The sequence below is a fragment of the Herbaspirillum sp. WKF16 genome (assembly GCF_028993615.1).
Lineage (GTDB): Bacteria > Pseudomonadota > Gammaproteobacteria > Burkholderiales > Burkholderiaceae_D > Herbaspirillum.
This window is the reverse complement of record NZ_CP118632.1, coordinates 1,650,033-1,665,678: the sequence shown is the minus strand read 5'-3', so window position 1 is coordinate 1,665,678 and position 15,646 is coordinate 1,650,033. Positions and strand designations below refer to the sequence as shown.

Below are 15,646 nucleotides of genomic sequence, written 5' to 3'. Positions count from 1 at the left end.
GAATGCCGCGCGGCAAAAACATTGCCGCGCAGACATTGCAGGCGCACCGCCCGGCCGCTCAGGGCAGGTCGATGATCTCGACCCAGTTGGGGTTGCGCCCCAGCGTGTAGCTGAACAGGGGATGGAGCGCGCCGCTGTCGCGGTCGATGGCGTAGCTGGTGAGGCCGCCCTTCTGCCCCACGGCCAGCAGGAAGCGTCCCTGCGGATCGATGTTGAAGCCGCGCGGCTGGGTTTCGGTGGGGATGTTGAACACGCGCGCCAGCTTGCCGCTGGCGCCGTCGACGCGGTAGCCGGTCAGCGTATTGGAGGTGCGCTCGCTGGCGTAGAGGAAGCGTCCGTCCGGCGTCAGGTGCAGGTCGGCGGTGGCCAGTTGCTCGTTGCTCTTGAAGCCTTCGGGCAGCGCCGAGTCGCTGGCTTGCAGGGTCAGCGCGCCGGCCTGGGCATCGTAGCCGTAGGTGTTGACCGTGCCGTCCAGTTCGTTGGTGGAGTAGACGAAGCGGCGGTCGTTGGAGAACAGGAAGTGGCGCGGGCCGGCGCCGGCCTTGGTCGCCACGGAGGGCGGCGTGTTCGGCGCCACCGTCCCGCCGGCGGCGTCGAAGCGGTATTGGAGGATCACGTCGCTGCCGAGGTTGGAGGCGAACAGGAAGCGGTTGTCCGGCGAAACCTGGGCCGAGTGCGCGTTCTTGCCGGTCGGGATCACCGCCAGCGGCGGCGCCTGCACCGTGCCGTCGGCGCCGATGGCGTTGACCGATATCCTGTGGCCGGTATAAGACGCGCCAAACAGGTAGCGGCCGCTCCTGTCGGTGGCGATGTTGGCCATGTTATCGGCCAGCGGCGCCTTGGACAGGGCCTTGAGCTTGCCGCTGGACGGGTCGATCGCGTAGCTCACGACCGAATACGGCTGGCCGCGCAGCGAGGCATACAGGAACTTGTGGTCGGGACTCAGGGCCAGCGGCATCACGGTGCTGCCGGTGTCGACCTTGTCGACCAGGTTGACGCTGCCGTCGGCGTTGAGCTGCAGCACGTAGATGTCCCGGCTGTCGGCGTTGGAGACATAGGCGATGGTGGCCGCGCCGGCCGTGCCGGCGGCCAGCGTCAGCGCCGATGCTGCGGCCAGGGTGGCAATGCGGGCAATCGGGGCGGTGTTCTTTTGGGTCATTGGCGTCTCCTGTTTTTTTAATGGATGATGCTTGCCGCCTTGCGGGCGTAAAAAAGGGATCCGCAAACGGATCCCTCGAAGGCTGTCGCTCAGGTCACCGGCGCCGGGTTGAACAGGGTCAGCGCGTTGTGCAGCTTCCATTGCTCGGCCCAGGTGCGCTTCTTGCCGCTGGCCACGTCCAGCATCAGCTGGAACAGCTCCCAGCCGACGTCCTCGATGGTGGCCTCGCCGCTGGCGATGCGGCCGGCATTGACGTCCATCAGGTCATGCCAGCGCCGCGCCAGGTCGTTGCGGGTGGCGACCTTGATCACCGGCACCGCGGCCAGGCCGTAAGGCGTGCCGCGGCCGGTGGTAAAGATGTGCAGGTTCATGCCGGCGGCCAGCTGCAGCGTGCCGCAAATGAAATCCGAGGCCGGCGTGGCGGCATAGATCAGGCCCTTCTGCTGCAGCTTGTCGCCCGGCGCCAGCACGCCGGAGATCGGGCTGCTGCCCGACTTGACGATCGAGCCCATGGCCTTCTCGACGATGTTGGCCAAGCCGCCCTTCTTGTTACCGGGCGTGGTGTTGGCGCTGCGGTCGACGCCGCCCTGCTTCAGGTAATTGTCGTACCAGTCCATCTCGCGGATCATGGCCTGCGCCACTTCCGCGTTGACCGCGCGCGAGGTCAGCTGGTCGATGCCGTCGCGCACCTCGGTCACTTCCGAGAACATCACCGAGGCGCCAGCGCGCACCAGCAGGTCGGTGGCGAAGCCCACGGCAGGATTGGCGGTCACGCCGGAGAAAGCGTCGCTGCCGCCGCACTGCACGCCGACCACCAGGTCGGCGGCCGGGCAGGTTTCGCGGCGGCGCTTGTCAAGCTCGGCCAGGCGCGCCTCGGCCATGTTCATGATCGAGTCGATCATGGAGTTGAAGCCCACGTGCTCCGCATCCTGCAGGCACACCACGTAAGGCTCGCCGGCCTTGTGGATGGGGATCACGCTTTCCGGCAGCAAGCGGTTGGGCTGCAATTTCTCGCAGCCCAGGCTGACCACCATGGCCTGGCCGCCGAAGTTCGGGTTCAGGCTGATGTTGCGCAGCGTGCGGATGGGGATGCCGGCATTGGGCGCGTCGATCGCCACGCCGCAGCCGTAGGTGTGCTCCAGCGCCACCACGTCTTCCACGTTCGGGTACTTGGGCAGCAGCTCGGCGCGGATGCGCCTGACCGCATGCTCGACCACACCGGCCACGCACTGCACGGTGGTGGTGATGGCCAGCAGGTTGCGCGTGCCCACCGAGCCGTCGGCGTTGCGGTAGCCCTCGAAGGTATAGCCTTCCAGCGGCGGCAGCGGCGCAGGTTTCCTGGTGGCGATGGGCAGGTTGTCCAGCTCGCGCGCCGGCGGCATCCGCACCAGCGACTCTTCGATCCAGCTGCCCCTGGGAATGTCGCGCACGGCGTAGCCGATGGCCACGTCGTAGCGCACGATGGCCTCGCCTTCCTTCAGATCGCGCAGCGCGATCTTGTGGCCTTGCGGCACGCGGTCGACCAAGGTCAGGCCGTCGGCGAACACGGTGCCGGCCGGCAGGCCGCCGTCGTTGACGACGATGGCGACGTTGTCCGTGTCGTTCATCATGATGTAGCGCGGGGTGGATGCCTGGCTGGCGGCTGCGCTGGCGCTGGTGTCGGTGCTCATGCTGGTTCCCATTGCGGCTGGATGCTTCAAAAAAACGGAAATGGCGGCCCGCATGGCGCTGGCCGCCGATACTGCGGATCAGGCGTCCTTCAGTTCGACGCGCTTGATTTCCTTGACGATCACAAGATAGCTGATGACGGTGACCAGCGCATTGATGCCGACGAACACCAGGGCGCCGGCGAAGGAACCGGTTTCCTTGACGATGTAGCCGATCACGATCGGGGTGGTGATGCCGGCCACGTTGCCGAACATGTTGAACAGCCCGCCCGAGAGGCCGACGATCTGCTTGGGCGCGGTGTCGGCCACCACGGCCCAGCCCAGCGCGCCCACGCCCTTGCCGAAGAAGGCCAGCGCCATGATCGCCACCACCATCCACTGCGCTTCGACGTAGTTGCACAGGATCATGGTCATCGACAGCAGCATGCCGCCGACGATGGGGATCTTGCGCGCCCAGGTGACCGACAGGCCGCGCTTGATCAGGCGGTCCGAGATGATGCCGCCGACCACGCCGCCGATGAAGCCGCACACCGCCGGGATCGAGGCCACGAAGCCGGCCTTGAGGATCGACATGCCGCGCTCCTGCACCAGGTACACCGGGAACCAGGTCAGGAAGAAATAGGTGATCACGTTGATGCAGTACTGGCCGATGTACACGCCCAGCAGCATGCGGTTGGAGAGCAGCTGCTTGATGTAGCCCCGGCCCTTGGTCGACGTGTTGGCGGCAGGCGCCTTGCGGTTGTCCATGTCGACCAGGCCGCCGCCCTCTTCGATGTGGGTCAGCTCGGCCTTGTTGATCATCGGGTGATCCTTGGGACTGTAGATGATCTTGCCCCAGATGATGGCCAGCACGATGCCGAACATGCCCATCACGGTGAACACGTGATGCCAGCTGAAGGAATGCACGATCCACGCCATCAGCGGGGTGAACAGCACGGCGGCGAAATACTGCGCCGAGTTGAAGATGGCCGAGGCGGTGCCGCGTTCCTTGGTCGGGAACCAGGCCGCGACGATGCGGCCGTTGGCCGGGAAGGACGGCGCCTCGGCCAGGCCCACGATGAAGCGCAGCACGAACAGCGAGACCACCGCGGCGGCGGTGCTCATCCAGGTCACGCCGGCCTGCAGGATGGTGAAGAAGGACCAGAGGCCGATGCTCCACATGTAGATCTTCTTGGAGCCGAAGCGGTCGAGCAGCCAGCCGCCCGGCAATTGCGCCAGCACGTAGGCCCAGCTGAAGGCCGAGAAGATGTAGCCCATGGTGACCGGATCCAGGCTCAGTTCGGTCTTCATCGCCGAGCCGGCGATGGACAGCGTGGCGCGGTCGGCGTAGTTCACCGTGGTCACGATGAACAGCATGAACAGGATCAGGTAGCGGACGTGGCTGGCCTTGACTGCGCCTGCGGCTGTCGCCGTGAGATTGCTATTTGCCAATTGTTTTCTCCAGATCTCGACTCGCCGTCGGGAAACCTTCGCGCCAGATCGCCGTACCTGCGCCCTCCCCGCCTGGCGGCGCCGGATGGACGATGCGTAGGAACAGATTGAAACTGGGGCTGGCGTCTCTCTTGGCGTATTGTTTTAGTGATTGAATAGTAATTGTTATAAGACGTCGTACAACACTAGGGGAAGTATAACAGGTGTCCGCGCTTTGGCAAGAGGCGCATCCGACGCCCCGCGAGGAATGCTGCACCATCCCGCACAAAGCCAATTCCACAAAGGATTACAGGCAGAATAGCCGGGTTCCCGACGAACCTCCCGCGCCTGCGGAAGCTGTCCGCCAGCGCGCATCCTTCCCGATCAAATCCAATCATGTTGTACGACATGACCTGTGATGACCAGTCATCCGTCGCCACCCCGTCCACCAGGCGGACAAAAAAAAGGGGAAGGAGCGCGAGCCCCTTCCCCAACCAAGCGTTGCGGCCATGAAGGCCGCAACCGATGTTGCTGCGCGGCTCAGCCGTGCGCGTATTGCTTCTTCAGCGCCCCATCGGCCGCATGCTCGATGTCGCGGTCCGGGCGCATGGCCAGCGTCGACAGCGCGCCGATCAGCAGGAACACGCCCGAACCCACGAACGGCAGGTTCCAGTTGCCCGAGAGATCGACGATGGCGCCGAACACCAGCGGCGAGATGATGGTGGCCAATGCCGCGCCGGTGTTCAACATGCCGCTGGCGGTGCCGGCGAACTTGGGCGCGACGTCCATGGGCACCGCCCAGATCGGGCCGATGGTCAGCTCCAGCATGAAGAACGCGCCGGACAGGCACCACACCACGACGTTCACGTCCCGGCTGATCATCACCGGGATCAGGAAGCAGAAGGTGCCGACCAGGCTGGCGGCGATCACGCCCTGGCGCGCCAGGCGCAGGTTGCCGGTGCGCTTCAGGACGCGGTCGCTGATCAGGCCGCCGGTGACGTCCCCCACCACGCCGGCGAAGAACACGCCGGAGGCGAAGATGGCGGACTTCTTCAGGTCCAGGTGATAGGCGTTCATGAAGAAGATCGGCACCCAGCTGAAGAACAGCGTGTTGGTCCACACCTGGCAGAAGTAGACGAAGATGGTCGGCGACATGCGGCGCAGGATCTTCTTCCAGGGGGTGGGGTCGCCGCTGCCGGCGGATGCCGCCGCGTGCTCTGGCAGGCGCGCCAGCTCAAGCTCGCCGATGCTGCCGTGCTCGCGCGGATTGTCCTTGTAATAGAAGGCCCACACCACGATCCACGCCGCCGTCAGCACGCCGACGATGACGAAGGCCGCGCGCCACGAATGCAGCGCCACCAGCACCGCCACGATAGGCGGCGCCACGGCGTTGCCCAGGCGCGAGAACGAGTGCGTGATGCCTTGCACGAAGCCGCGGTCCTTGCGGGTAAACCAGTTGGCGATGGCGCGCGCCTGCGCCGGCAGCGCCGCGCCCTCGCCGATGCCCAGCAGCAGCCGCGCCAGCACCAGCGAGGCCAGGCCGCTGACGAAACCGGTGGCGACGGTCGCCACCACCCAGATCGATCCGCAGACGATCAGCGTCTTCTTGGCGCCCAGCTTGTCGGCGAACCAGCCGCCGATGATCTGGAATACCGCATAGGTGTAGCCGAAGGCTGAAAACGCCACGCCCAGCGTGGTGTTGGAGAGGCCCAGCTCATCCTTGATCGGCCCGGCGGCAGCGGCCAGGTTGACGCGGTCGAGATAGAGAATGAAGGACATGGCGCAGAAAATCGCCAGCATGTATTTCTGGACGTGGGTCTGCTGCCCGTGATTGATATTGACTTGCATGGTCTCCTCGCCTCTGTGGACGGTTATAGGAATGACGCCGGCCATGCCATGGCACGGTCCGGCGGCGGATGAATCAGGATGCGGCGGCGGCGCGCGTGGCGCCCATGCGGCAGGCCAGCTCGAAGGCATTGGCCATGGCCGTGGGCTTGGCGATGCCCTGATCGACGATGTCGTAGGCGGTGCCGTGCGCCGGCGTGGTGATGGGGATGGGCAGGCCGCCCTCCACCGTCACGCCGACGTCGAAGCCCAGCAGCTTGGTCGCGATCTGGCCCTGGTCGTGGTACATGGTGACGATGCCGTCCAGCTTGCCGGCCTTGGCGCGCAGGAAGATGGTGTCGGCCGGGAACGGACCTTCGGACGGGCAACCGGCCTCGGCCGCCAGCTTGATGCCGGGTTCGATGACGTCGATCTCCTCGCGGCCGTAGTTGCCGTTATCGCCGTTGTGCGGGTTGAAGCCGCACACGCCGATGCGCGGATTGGCGTTGCCGGCCGCGCGGAAGGATTCGGTCAGCATGCGGATGGCCGCGGCCACGCCCTGCGGCGTGAGGTGCGAGGACACATCCTTCAAGGGCATGTGCGAGGTCACGCGGCCGGTCCAGAGGTCGTCCAGGATGTTGAGTTCGCCGCACAGGCCGTTGTAGTCGAGCAGCTTGGCGAACCAGCGCATCTCGTCTTCCTCGTGCATGCCGCCACAGCGCATGGCGCCCTTGTTGAGCGGCGCGAAGCATAGCGCGTCGGCCTGGCCGTCGGCCACCATGCGCGCGCCCAGCGTGAGCGATTCGAGGATGAACTTGCCGTTGGCCTCAGCGGCGACGGCGGCTTCGTACTGCGTGTCCTGCTGGGCCCAGTCGGCGATGCGCAGCCAGCCCGAGGCCTGCGGCAGCGGCAGCCCGGTGGCCCGGGCGGCGCGCGCCAGCGCCGGCGTGTTGCCGATCAGCGTGATGTCGGCGCGCGCGCCGGTGGCCGGATCGGCCAGCAGGCGCAGGACCAGTTCGGGGCCGATGCCGGCCGGGTCGCCGATGGTCAGCGCGATGCGCGGCTTGGATGGTTGGCGGGAAGGTGTTGCTGCGGCGGACATGGCGGCTCCTGTATCTCGTGTTCTGTCGGGCAGTCCGCTGCGCGCACAGTGCTGGCGACGGCGGACTGATGGCCGAACTATACGAGCGGCAGGCGCGCCGACTCCATCGCTATTTCGCTGAGGCTGGTTTCGCATTTTGCGAAACCGGACGCGAAGCCTTGCGCGGCCTGCCTTCCCGAGGGCCGGGCGCGGCCAGCATGGCGGCCACCGCCAGCCCCGAGCCGGACATCGCATGGGTCGGCTGGTGACACAGCACGAAACGCCGCGTCGCCCATTCGCCCTCCACCGCGACGGTGGCGAACCGGTTCTCGCCCACCAGCAGGTCGGCCACCTTGGCGGGCATCAGGCCGATGCCGATGCCCTGGGCGATCATCGCCGCCATGCTGTGGAAGCTGCGCACCATCACGCGCATGTGCAGCACCTGTCCGCTCTGCGCCGCCAGGCGCCCCAGCGCCAGCGACAGCGCCGCCCCTTCCGACAGGCCGATCACCTCGTGCGGCAGGATGTCCTCCAGCGCCACGCGTTTCTTGCGCGCCAGCGCATGGCCGTGCGGCACCGCCAGCACCAGCCGGTCTTCGCGGTAGGGCTGGGTCGGCAGCTCGGTGCCGCCCAGCGTGCTCTCATAGATGCCGATGTCGGCCACGCCGCGCGTGACCGCTTCCACCACGCCCTGGCTGTTGGCCTCCAGCAGGTCGATCTTGATGCCGGGATATTCGTCCTGGCAGCGCCGGATATCCTGCGCCAGGAACTGCAGTACGGCCGAAGTGCAGGCCGCCAGGCGCACCACACCCATGTTCCCCTGGCGGAAGGCGGTGGCGTCGTCCTGCATGCGCGCCACCGAATGCATCATGCTGCGCACGTGCGCCAGCAGCGCGCGGCCGGCGTCGGTCAGCGCCATGCCGTGCGGCAGGCGCTCGAACAAGGGAATGCCGAATTGCGCCTCGAACTCCTGGATGCGCCGCGACGCCGCCGCCGGCGCCAGGAAAATGCGCTCGGCCGCCTTGGTCACCGCGCCCAGCTCGGCGGTGGCTTCGAACAGGCGCAGCGTGGTCAGGTCGAAATGGATGCGGTCGAGCGTGGCGGCGACGGCGGAAGGTTCGGGGCGGGAAGACATGGCTGCGAACGGAGAGTGGCTGATGAGATGCGCTCCATTCTACGCGCCGCATGCGCGCGCAAGGCGACGCGCGCAGCCCGGCGCGGGAGGCCGAGACGAAAAAAAGCCCCGCAAGACATCATCTTGCGGGGCTTTCGATTCTTTGGCTCCCCGACCTGGACTCGAACCAGGGACCTGCGGATTAACAGTCCGTCGCTCTACCGACTGAGCTATCAGGGAACAGCTGAGGGCGCGATTATGAATGAATTTCTCTTTCGCCGCCAGAGTGGCGCAAGAAAATTTTTTACATCATTCATCGTCGCTGCTGCGCTTCCCACCTCATGCGCAAACAAGCTTGGATTCAACCCTGCCGATTGCCGCCGCGTCTGCACCGAAATGCACTGCCGGCGACTACCAACCGGGTTCAATTGAAAAGGCCCCGCAATCTTCTGCAGGGCCTTCTCGAATTTTTTGGCTCCCCGACCTGGACTCGAACCAGGGACCTGCGGATTAACAGTCCGTCGCTCTACCGACTGAGCTATCAGGGAACAGCTGAGAAAAAGATTATGACGTGAATTTTGCGTTCTGTCAAAACTTTTTCAGCCGAACCGTTTCCCCGGGGACAAGGAAACGGCCCGTGCGAGCGTTACAGAACCTTGGCGATCGCGTCGACCACGACGTCGATGTTCTTGGTGTTGAGCGCGGCCACGCAGATGCGGCCGGTGTCCACCGCGTAGATCGAGAACTCGTTGCGCAGGCGATCCACCTGGGCCTTGGTCAGGCCGGAGTAGGAGAACATGCCGCGTTGCTTGATCACGAAGTCGAAGTCGTGGGCCGGAGCCTTTTCCTTCAGCTTGGCGACCAGCAGCTGGCGCATTTCGCGGATGCGCACGCGCATCTCCGCCAGCTCGTCTTCCCACAGCTTGCGCAGTTCCGGCGAGGCCAGCGTGGTGGCCACGACCTGGCCGCCGTGGATCGGCGGGTTGGAGTAGTTGGTGCGGACCACGCGCTTCAATTGCGACAGCACGCGGGCGGCTTCCTCGGCGCTGGCCGCGGCGATCGACAGTGCGCCGACGCGCTCGCCGTACAGCGAGAAGGACTTGGAGAAGGAGTTCGACACGAACAGCGGACCGCCGGCGTCGGCGAAGCGGCGCACCACCTGGCCGTCTTCCTCGATGCCGTCGCCGAAGCCCTGGTAGGCCATGTCCAGGAACGGCACCAGGCCGCGCGAGGTGACCACGTCGATGACCTGGGTCCATTGCTCGTCGGTGAGGTCGGCGCCGGTCGGGTTGTGGCAGCACGCGTGCAGCAGCACCACGGAACCGGACTTCATGGTCTTCAGGGCGTCCAGCATGCCGGCGAAGTTCACGCCGCGGGTCGAGGCGTCGTAGTAGGGATAGGCGTTGACCTTGAAGCCGGCCATTTCGAACAGCGCGCGGTGGTTCTCCCAGCTCGGGTCGCTGATCCAGACTTCGGTGCCGGCGGCGGAGAAGTGCTTCAGGAAGTCCGCGCCCAGCTTCAGGGCGCCGGTGCCGCCCACGGCCTGCACGGTGATGGCGCGCTTTTCGTTCACGACGGCGCTGCCTGCGCCGAACACCAGCTCCTGCACCGCGCGGTCATAGGTAGCCAGGCCGTCGATGGGCAGGTAGGTGCGCGGAGCCAGCTTGGCGATCAGCTCAGCCTCAGCCTGGCGCACGCATTGCAGCAGCGGCACCTTGCCATTGTCGTCGTAATACACGCCCACGCCCAGGTTGGTTTTGGCCGGATTCTTGTCGGCGTTGTAGGCTTCGGTCACGCCCAGGATAGGGTCGCGGGGCGCCATTTCGATGGCGGAGAACAGGGAGGCGGAGACAGGTGCGTTCATCGTGATAACATGAAAAGTTAGCTGCAACAAAGCGCTGCAGAGAGAATGGGTGCACGGCGGGGATTGCCGTCCATGCACCGTTTTGCAACACCGCATTCTAGCAAATGTCGATGCCCAATCACAGATACAGGCTGCTGTAAAAGCAGGCCGAATCTGCATGGAGCCATGCGGAATCGACATATGAGGCGGCCCTGTCGCGCTTGAAGTTGGGCATTTCGGCAGCATTTGCGCCCTATTCGCACCCACGGCATTTCCGGCCCGCAACGTCCCCTTCCGACTTGGCGGCGGCGCCGGCAGCGGGCAAATCTCCACCGTACAGGTTACCGACCATCATGGCTGAACTGACAACCATCACCCCCGAGCTCGACGAAAGCAAGTTCGTCACCTTCCCCGATTCGCCCTACAAGCTCTACCAGGTGTTCCCGCCTGCCGGCGACCAGCCGGCGGCGATCGAGAAGCTGGTGGAAGGCGTCAACGACGGCCTGTTCTTCCAGACCCTGCTGGGCGTGACCGGCTCGGGCAAGACCTACACCATGGCCAACACCATCGCCCGCCTGGGCCGGCCGGCCATCGTGTTCGCCCCCAACAAGACGCTGGCGGCGCAGCTCTACAGCGAGTTCCGCGAGTTCTTCCCGCACAACGCGGTGGAATACTTCGTCAGCTACTACGACTACTACCAGCCCGAGGCCTACGTGCCGCAGCGCGACCTGTTCATCGAGAAGGACTCCTCGATCAACGAGCACATCGAGCAGATGCGCCTGTCCTGCACCAAGTCGCTCATGGAGCGGCGCGACGTGGTGATCGTGGCGACCGTCTCTGCCATCTACGGTATCGGCAATCCCAACGAATACCACCAGATGATCCTGACGCTGCGCGCCAAGGACAAGGTCAGCCAGCGCGACCTGATCGCGCGCCTGATCCAGATGCAGTACTCGCGCAACGAGACCGACTTCGGCCGCGGCACCTTCCGCGTGCGCGGCGACACCATCGACGTATTCCCGGCCGAGCACGCCGAGCTGGCGGTGCGCATCGAGATGTTCGACGACGAGATCGACAGCCTGCAGCTGTTCGACCCGCTGACCGGCCGCGTGCGCCAGAAGATCCCGCGCTTCACCATCTACCCCGGCTCGCACTATGTGACGCCGCGCTCGACCGTGCTGCGCGCCATCGAGACCATCAAGGACGAGCTGCGCGAGCGGCTGGAATTCTTCCGCAAGGAGAACAAGCTGATCGAAGAGCAGCGCCTGGAGCAGCGCACCCGCTTCGACCTGGAGATGATGACCGAGATCGGCTTCACCAAGGGCATCGAGAACTACTCGCGCCACCTCTCCGGCGGCAAGCCGGGCGATCCGCCGCCGACCCTGGTGGACTACCTGCCGCCGGACGCGGTGATGTTCCTGGACGAGTCGCACGTGCTGATCGGCCAGTTGAACGGCATGTACAACGGCGACCGCGCGCGCAAGGTGAACCTGGTGGACTACGGCTTCCGCCTGCCGTCGGCGCTGGACAACCGGCCGCTGAAGTTCGACGAGTTCGAGAAGAAGATGCGCCAGACCGTGTTCGTCTCGGCCACCCCGGCCGACTATGAGAACACCCACGCCGACCAAGTGGTGGAACAGGTGGTGCGCCCGACCGGCCTGGTGGACCCGATCATCACCGTGCGCCCCGCCACCACCCAGGTGGACGACCTGATACAGGAGATCACCGACCGCATCGCCAAGGACGAGCGCGTGCTGGTGACCACGCTGACCAAGCGCATGGCCGAGCAATTGACCGAGTTCCTGTCCGACAACGGCATCAAGGTGCGCTACCTGCACAGCGACATCGACACCGTGGAACGCGTGGAGATCATCCGCGACCTGCGCCTGGGCACCTTCGACGTGCTGGTCGGCATCAACCTGCTGCGCGAAGGCCTGGACATCCCCGAGGTGTCGCTGGTCGCTATCCTGGACGCCGACAAGGAAGGCTTCCTGCGTTCCGAGCGCTCGCTGATCCAGACCATCGGCCGCGCCGCGCGCAACCTCAACGGCATGGCCATCCTGTATGGCGACGTGGTGACCGATTCCATGCATAAGGCGATCGGCGAGACCGAACGCCGCCGCGAGAAGCAGGTGGCGTTCAACAAGGCCAACGGCATCGTCCCGACCGGCATCAAGAAGGAGATCCGCGAACTGATCGACGGCGTGTTCAACCCGTCCGAGGCGCGCGCCGAGCTGATGGTGGCGCAGGAGCAGAAGAACTACGAGTCGATGAGCGAGAAGCAGATCAGCAAGGAGATCAAGCGCCTCGAGAAGCAGATGCAGGAGCACGCCAAGAACCTGGAGTTCGAGAAGGCGGCGGCGGCGCGCGACCAGCTTCACCTGTTGAAGCAGCAGTTGTTCGGGGCGCCGGGGAGCGATACGGCGGCGGCATAGCGGTACGCAGGAAACGACGCTGGGCCCCTGCTTTCGCAGGGGCGACGGTGATTGAAATTTCAGTTACCTGTCGTTCCTGCGAAAGCAGGAACCCGGTGTCGCTCATCCAGACGCCGAGGAGGCCGCACCCATCCGCCGTTATACAATCCCGCCTTTCCGATGACGTCCTCCGGCAATCTTCTCCATGACCACGCCCTCCACTTCCCTGCCCGCAGACCTGCCGGGCCTGATCCAGACCGCCGATCCCTCCTGGCACGCGGCCCTGCGCGCCGGCCTGGAAGCGATCACCAAGGCCGATCCGGTTTATCTCGATGCGCTGGCGCAGGACAACTATCTGCCCACCGAAGGTCGCCTGTTTGCGGCCTTCAGGCAGCCTATCGGCGCGGTGCGCTACGTGCTGGTGGGGGAAGGCCCCTACCCGCGCGCGGCCAGCGCCACCGGCGTGTGCTTCATGGATGGCGCGGTGGGTTCGCTATGGTCGGACAAGGGCTTGTCGAAGCAGGTCAACCGCGCCACCTCGCTGCGCAACTTCATGAAGATGCTGCTGGTGGCGGACGGCGCGCTGCAGGCCGGCAACACCAGCGGCGACGCGCTGGCCGGCATCTCGGCGCAAGCGCAGGCGGATGCCGGCGGCACCGTGCAGACCCTGGCCGAGCTGCAGGCCAACCTGGAGGGCCACGGCTTCCTGCTGCTCAACGCCAGCCTGGTGTTTCGCGCACACGTGGCGCCGGTCAAGGATGCCCGCGCCTGGAAGCCCTTCTTCGACACTGTCCTGCGCGCGCTGGCCGAGCATGCCCAGGCAAGCGGGGCGCCCTTGCCCACGCTGGTCCTGTGGGGCAAGATCGCCGAACAGTTGCGCGACCTGCCACTGGTGGAGCGTTTCCCGCGCGCGGTGGCCGAGCATCCCTACAACCTGAGCTTCATCGAACACAGCGGGATGCAAAAACTCTTCGGCGACATGCGGCTGCTGAAGAAGCCCGCATAAGAAAGTCCGCATGAGACGAGCCCGGCCGATGCCGGGCTTTTTCATGGCCGGCGCTCGCAAGGCCGGCCCGTAAACGACAAATCCCCGCATGAGCGGGGATGGGGCGGGATCAAACCCCGGGCGCCGGATCGTATCTCCATCGACGGCGCCGGGTTACCCGGTGATGCTGTTCTCAGCTGCCTTTTCCGGCGTTGCGCCGCTTCGGCCTTCAGCTCCCGTATTCGTCTTGCGTCAGGAGCCGGTCTCTTCGATTATTGCTTCAGGCGCATCAGGCCTGGTATTGCTGGCTGCGGCCGGCGGTTCAGATCTGCGATTGCAGTTTCCACACGGCGTGCAGGTGGCCGTTTTCCAGCTGGCGCAGGCGGTTTTCCAGTTCAGCATGGTCGGCGACGCCTTCGAAATAGGCGGCATCGTGGGTGTCGGCGGCGTCGTTGCGCACCGGCTTGAGGGCATGCGCCGAGAGGACTTGCTGGACGGCAAACTTGGCCAGCTCGACCAGGGCGCGCATATTGTTAGAAAAACCGGCATCTTTTGCAAATATACTGATGGTAGACATGATCTTCTTTCACTGTTAAACGTTTCGGTGATTGAAGAATAAGGTTGCCCCCGGCTTTTGCAAAGCAACATTTTCCGACACATATATAAGTTTTTCTTACATCATGTCTTCTTCCCTCCCCCCGCTCAAGGCCCTCAAGGTGTTCGAAGCGGCAGTCCGGACGCGGAGTCTGACGCTGGCGGCCAGTGAGCTCTTCATCACCCACAGCGCGGTCAGCCAGCAGATCAAATCGCTGGAGGAGCATTTCGAGCAGCCGTTGTTTTTACGCCAGTCGCGTGGCGTGGAGCCAACAGAGGCGGCGCTGGCCTTCTATGGCGAGGTGAAAGCCAGCCTGGACCGCATCGCGCTGGCGGCCGAACAGCTGACGCTGGCCGGCAAGGGGCGCGTGGTGCGCCTGATCGCCGCGCCCTCGGTGGCGATGCGCTGGCTGATCCCGCGCCTGTCGCAGTTCCAGATCGACAACCCGCGCATCGAGGTGCGCGTGACCACCACCATGTCCGAATACTTCGAGGACGTGAAGGATCCCTTCGATGTCATCCTGTGGCGCAGCCCGCTGGAGCGCAGCGGCTACGAGTGCGTGCGCTTCCTGGACGACGTCTCGGTGCCGCTGGCCTCGCCGCACTTCCTGGAGCTGCATCCGGTGAAGGTGCCGCGCGACCTGGTGGAGGTGCCGCTGATCCACCTCTCAAGCCGCTCGGCGGCCTGGTCGCAGTGGCTGAGCAAGGCCGGCGTGGCGGTGCGCCGCAAGATGCCGGGCACGGTCTACGAACATTTCTTCCTGAGCCTGCAGGCGGCCGCCACCGACCTGGGCGTGGCCATGGGCACGCTGGCGCTGGTGGACGACGATCTCTCGCACGGGCGGCTGATCCAGCTGTTCCCGGAGGTGGTGCTGCATGGGGAGGGATTCCACATGATGTACCGCAGCGCGGCCGATTCGAACCCGGCGCTGAAGACCTTCATCACGTGGCTGATGCAGATGGGGCAGGCTTCCGCCTTCGATCAGGGACATACGCATCCGGCGGACTTCCCTGGGGAGCATTGAGGCAAGATCCCGATCGGGCCTGCCTTTACGACACTGGGTTCCTGCTTTCGCAGGAACGACAGACTGGCGGCAAACCTGGCCTCCGTCGCCCCTGCGAAAGCAGGGGCCCCGCGGCCTTAGCCGCCGTTCAGTCCGCCGACTTCAGCACATGCACCTTGCGATCGGCGATCAGGTCCTTGGACTTCTCGCGATAGTCGGCCATGTGCGGCAGCGTGAAGTGCAGCTTCAGCGCGTCTTCGCTGCCCCACTTCTCGACGAAGGCGAAGGTGTCCGGGCCCATCGGCGCCTGGTTGGGGCCGAAGCCGTCGACATCGATGACCAGGCTGTACTCGATGCAGCCCTCTTCGGCGCGCACGGCGGCCAGGTTGGCGCGGGCGATGTTGAGCAGTTCCTCGCGCTTGCCGGACTTGGCGGTGATGATGGCCACGACGGTGATGGTGCTCATGCTTGTCTTCTCCTTGTTGGGTTCGTTGGAACATGCCGGGCGCACCGCCCGGCATGCGGCCCACAAGGATACGCGATTTGGCTTT

Annotated in this window: 12 protein-coding genes and 2 tRNA genes; 3 read left to right on the top strand and 11 right to left on the bottom strand. The window is 65.2% G+C overall.

All coding sequences use genetic code 11. The annotated features are described in order from the left end of the window. Positions 1-58 precede the first annotated feature (58 nt). The 9 genes from Herbaro_RS07425 to Herbaro_RS07385 form a co-directional block, all read right to left on the bottom strand. Positions 59-1,159, bottom strand: a complete 1,101-nt coding sequence (locus Herbaro_RS07425; RefSeq protein WP_275013189.1) for a lactonase family protein — start codon at positions 1,157-1,159, stop codon at positions 59-61. 89 nt (positions 1,160-1,248) lie between these two features. Then, entirely contained in the window at positions 1,249-2,829 is a 1,581-nt protein-coding gene (garD, locus tag Herbaro_RS07420; RefSeq protein WP_275013188.1) for a galactarate dehydratase, read from the bottom strand. Between the two features lie 78 nt (positions 2,830-2,907). Beyond that, the gene (locus tag Herbaro_RS07415) at positions 2,908-4,257 is read right to left on the bottom strand and encodes an MFS transporter (RefSeq protein WP_275013187.1); all 1,350 of its coding nucleotides are present in this window, start codon (positions 4,255-4,257) and stop codon (positions 2,908-2,910) included. A gap of 519 nt (positions 4,258-4,776) precedes the next feature. Continuing rightward, positions 4,777-6,084 (bottom strand): MFS transporter, encoded by a 1,308-nt coding sequence (locus tag Herbaro_RS07410; protein ID WP_275013186.1) that lies wholly within the window; start codon positions 6,082-6,084, stop codon positions 4,777-4,779. Between the two features lie 73 nt (positions 6,085-6,157). Further along, positions 6,158-7,162 (bottom strand): 4-hydroxythreonine-4-phosphate dehydrogenase PdxA, encoded by a 1,005-nt coding sequence (locus tag Herbaro_RS07405; protein WP_275013185.1) that lies wholly within the window; start codon positions 7,160-7,162, stop codon positions 6,158-6,160. Between the two features lie 109 nt (positions 7,163-7,271). Further along, positions 7,272-8,276, bottom strand: a complete 1,005-nt coding sequence (locus Herbaro_RS07400) for a LysR family transcriptional regulator (protein ID WP_275013183.1) — start codon at positions 8,274-8,276, stop codon at positions 7,272-7,274. A gap of 143 nt (positions 8,277-8,419) precedes the next feature. Then, positions 8,420-8,495, bottom strand: a tRNA-Asn gene (locus Herbaro_RS07395). Between the two features lie 232 nt (positions 8,496-8,727). Further along, a tRNA-Asn gene (locus Herbaro_RS07390) sits at positions 8,728-8,803 on the bottom strand. A gap of 98 nt (positions 8,804-8,901) precedes the next feature. Further along, a complete protein-coding gene (locus tag Herbaro_RS07385) occupies positions 8,902-10,119 on the bottom strand; it encodes an amino acid aminotransferase (protein ID WP_275013182.1) in 1,218 nt (405 codons plus the stop codon). A 332-nt stretch (positions 10,120-10,451) separates the two neighbouring features. On the opposite strand from Herbaro_RS07385, the gene uvrB reads away from it, so the two are divergent. Then, complete coding sequence (uvrB, locus tag Herbaro_RS07380) at positions 10,452-12,533, top strand: excinuclease ABC subunit UvrB (RefSeq protein WP_275013181.1); 2,082 nt, start codon at positions 10,452-10,454, stop codon at positions 12,531-12,533. 184 nt (positions 12,534-12,717) lie between these two features. Continuing rightward, positions 12,718-13,518, top strand: coding sequence for a uracil-DNA glycosylase family protein (locus Herbaro_RS07375; protein ID WP_275013180.1), 801 nt, complete (start codon positions 12,718-12,720; stop codon positions 13,516-13,518). A 301-nt stretch (positions 13,519-13,819) separates the two neighbouring features. On the opposite strand, the gene Herbaro_RS07370 is transcribed toward Herbaro_RS07375, so the two are convergent. Further along, the gene (locus Herbaro_RS07370; protein ID WP_275013179.1) at positions 13,820-14,074 is read right to left on the bottom strand and encodes a hypothetical protein; all 255 of its coding nucleotides are present in this window, start codon (positions 14,072-14,074) and stop codon (positions 13,820-13,822) included. Positions 14,075-14,177: 103 nt separating this feature from the next. Between Herbaro_RS07370 and Herbaro_RS07365 the strand changes: the two genes are divergently transcribed. Continuing rightward, positions 14,178-15,116 (top strand): LysR substrate-binding domain-containing protein, encoded by a 939-nt coding sequence (locus Herbaro_RS07365; RefSeq protein ID WP_275013178.1) that lies wholly within the window; start codon positions 14,178-14,180, stop codon positions 15,114-15,116. Between the two features lie 127 nt (positions 15,117-15,243). Here the strand turns inward: Herbaro_RS07365 and Herbaro_RS07360 are convergent, their stop codons facing one another. After that, positions 15,244-15,561 (bottom strand): putative quinol monooxygenase, encoded by a 318-nt coding sequence (locus Herbaro_RS07360; RefSeq protein WP_275013177.1) that lies wholly within the window; start codon positions 15,559-15,561, stop codon positions 15,244-15,246. Positions 15,562-15,646 lie beyond the last annotated feature (85 nt).

Bases quoted from the DNA above. Each gene is read 5' to 3' on its own strand.
- Herbaro_RS07425 (WP_275013189.1), bottom strand. From the start codon at position 1,159: ATGACCCAAAAGAACACCGCCCCGATTGCCCGCATTGCCACCCTGGCC.
- garD (WP_275013188.1), bottom strand. From the start codon at position 2,829: ATGAGCACCGACACCAGCGCCAGCGCAGCCGCCAGCCAGGCATCCACC.
- Herbaro_RS07410 (WP_275013186.1), bottom strand. From the start codon at position 6,084: ATGCAAGTCAATATCAATCACGGGCAGCAGACCCACGTCCAGAAATAC.
- Herbaro_RS07360 (WP_275013177.1), bottom strand. From the start codon at position 15,561: ATGAGCACCATCACCGTCGTGGCCATCATCACCGCCAAGTCCGGCAAG.
- Herbaro_RS07370 (WP_275013179.1), bottom strand. From the start codon at position 14,074: ATGTCTACCATCAGTATATTTGCAAAAGATGCCGGTTTTTCTAACAAT.
- Herbaro_RS07385 (WP_275013182.1), bottom strand. From the start codon at position 10,119: ATGAACGCACCTGTCTCCGCCTCCCTGTTCTCCGCCATCGAAATGGCG.
- Herbaro_RS07365 (WP_275013178.1), top strand. From the start codon at position 14,178: ATGTCTTCTTCCCTCCCCCCGCTCAAGGCCCTCAAGGTGTTCGAAGCG.
- Herbaro_RS07400 (WP_275013183.1), bottom strand. From the start codon at position 8,276: ATGTCTTCCCGCCCCGAACCTTCCGCCGTCGCCGCCACGCTCGACCGC.
- Herbaro_RS07405 (WP_275013185.1), bottom strand. From the start codon at position 7,162: ATGTCCGCCGCAGCAACACCTTCCCGCCAACCATCCAAGCCGCGCATC.
- Herbaro_RS07375 (WP_275013180.1), top strand. From the start codon at position 12,718: ATGACCACGCCCTCCACTTCCCTGCCCGCAGACCTGCCGGGCCTGATC.
- uvrB (WP_275013181.1), top strand. From the start codon at position 10,452: ATGGCTGAACTGACAACCATCACCCCCGAGCTCGACGAAAGCAAGTTC.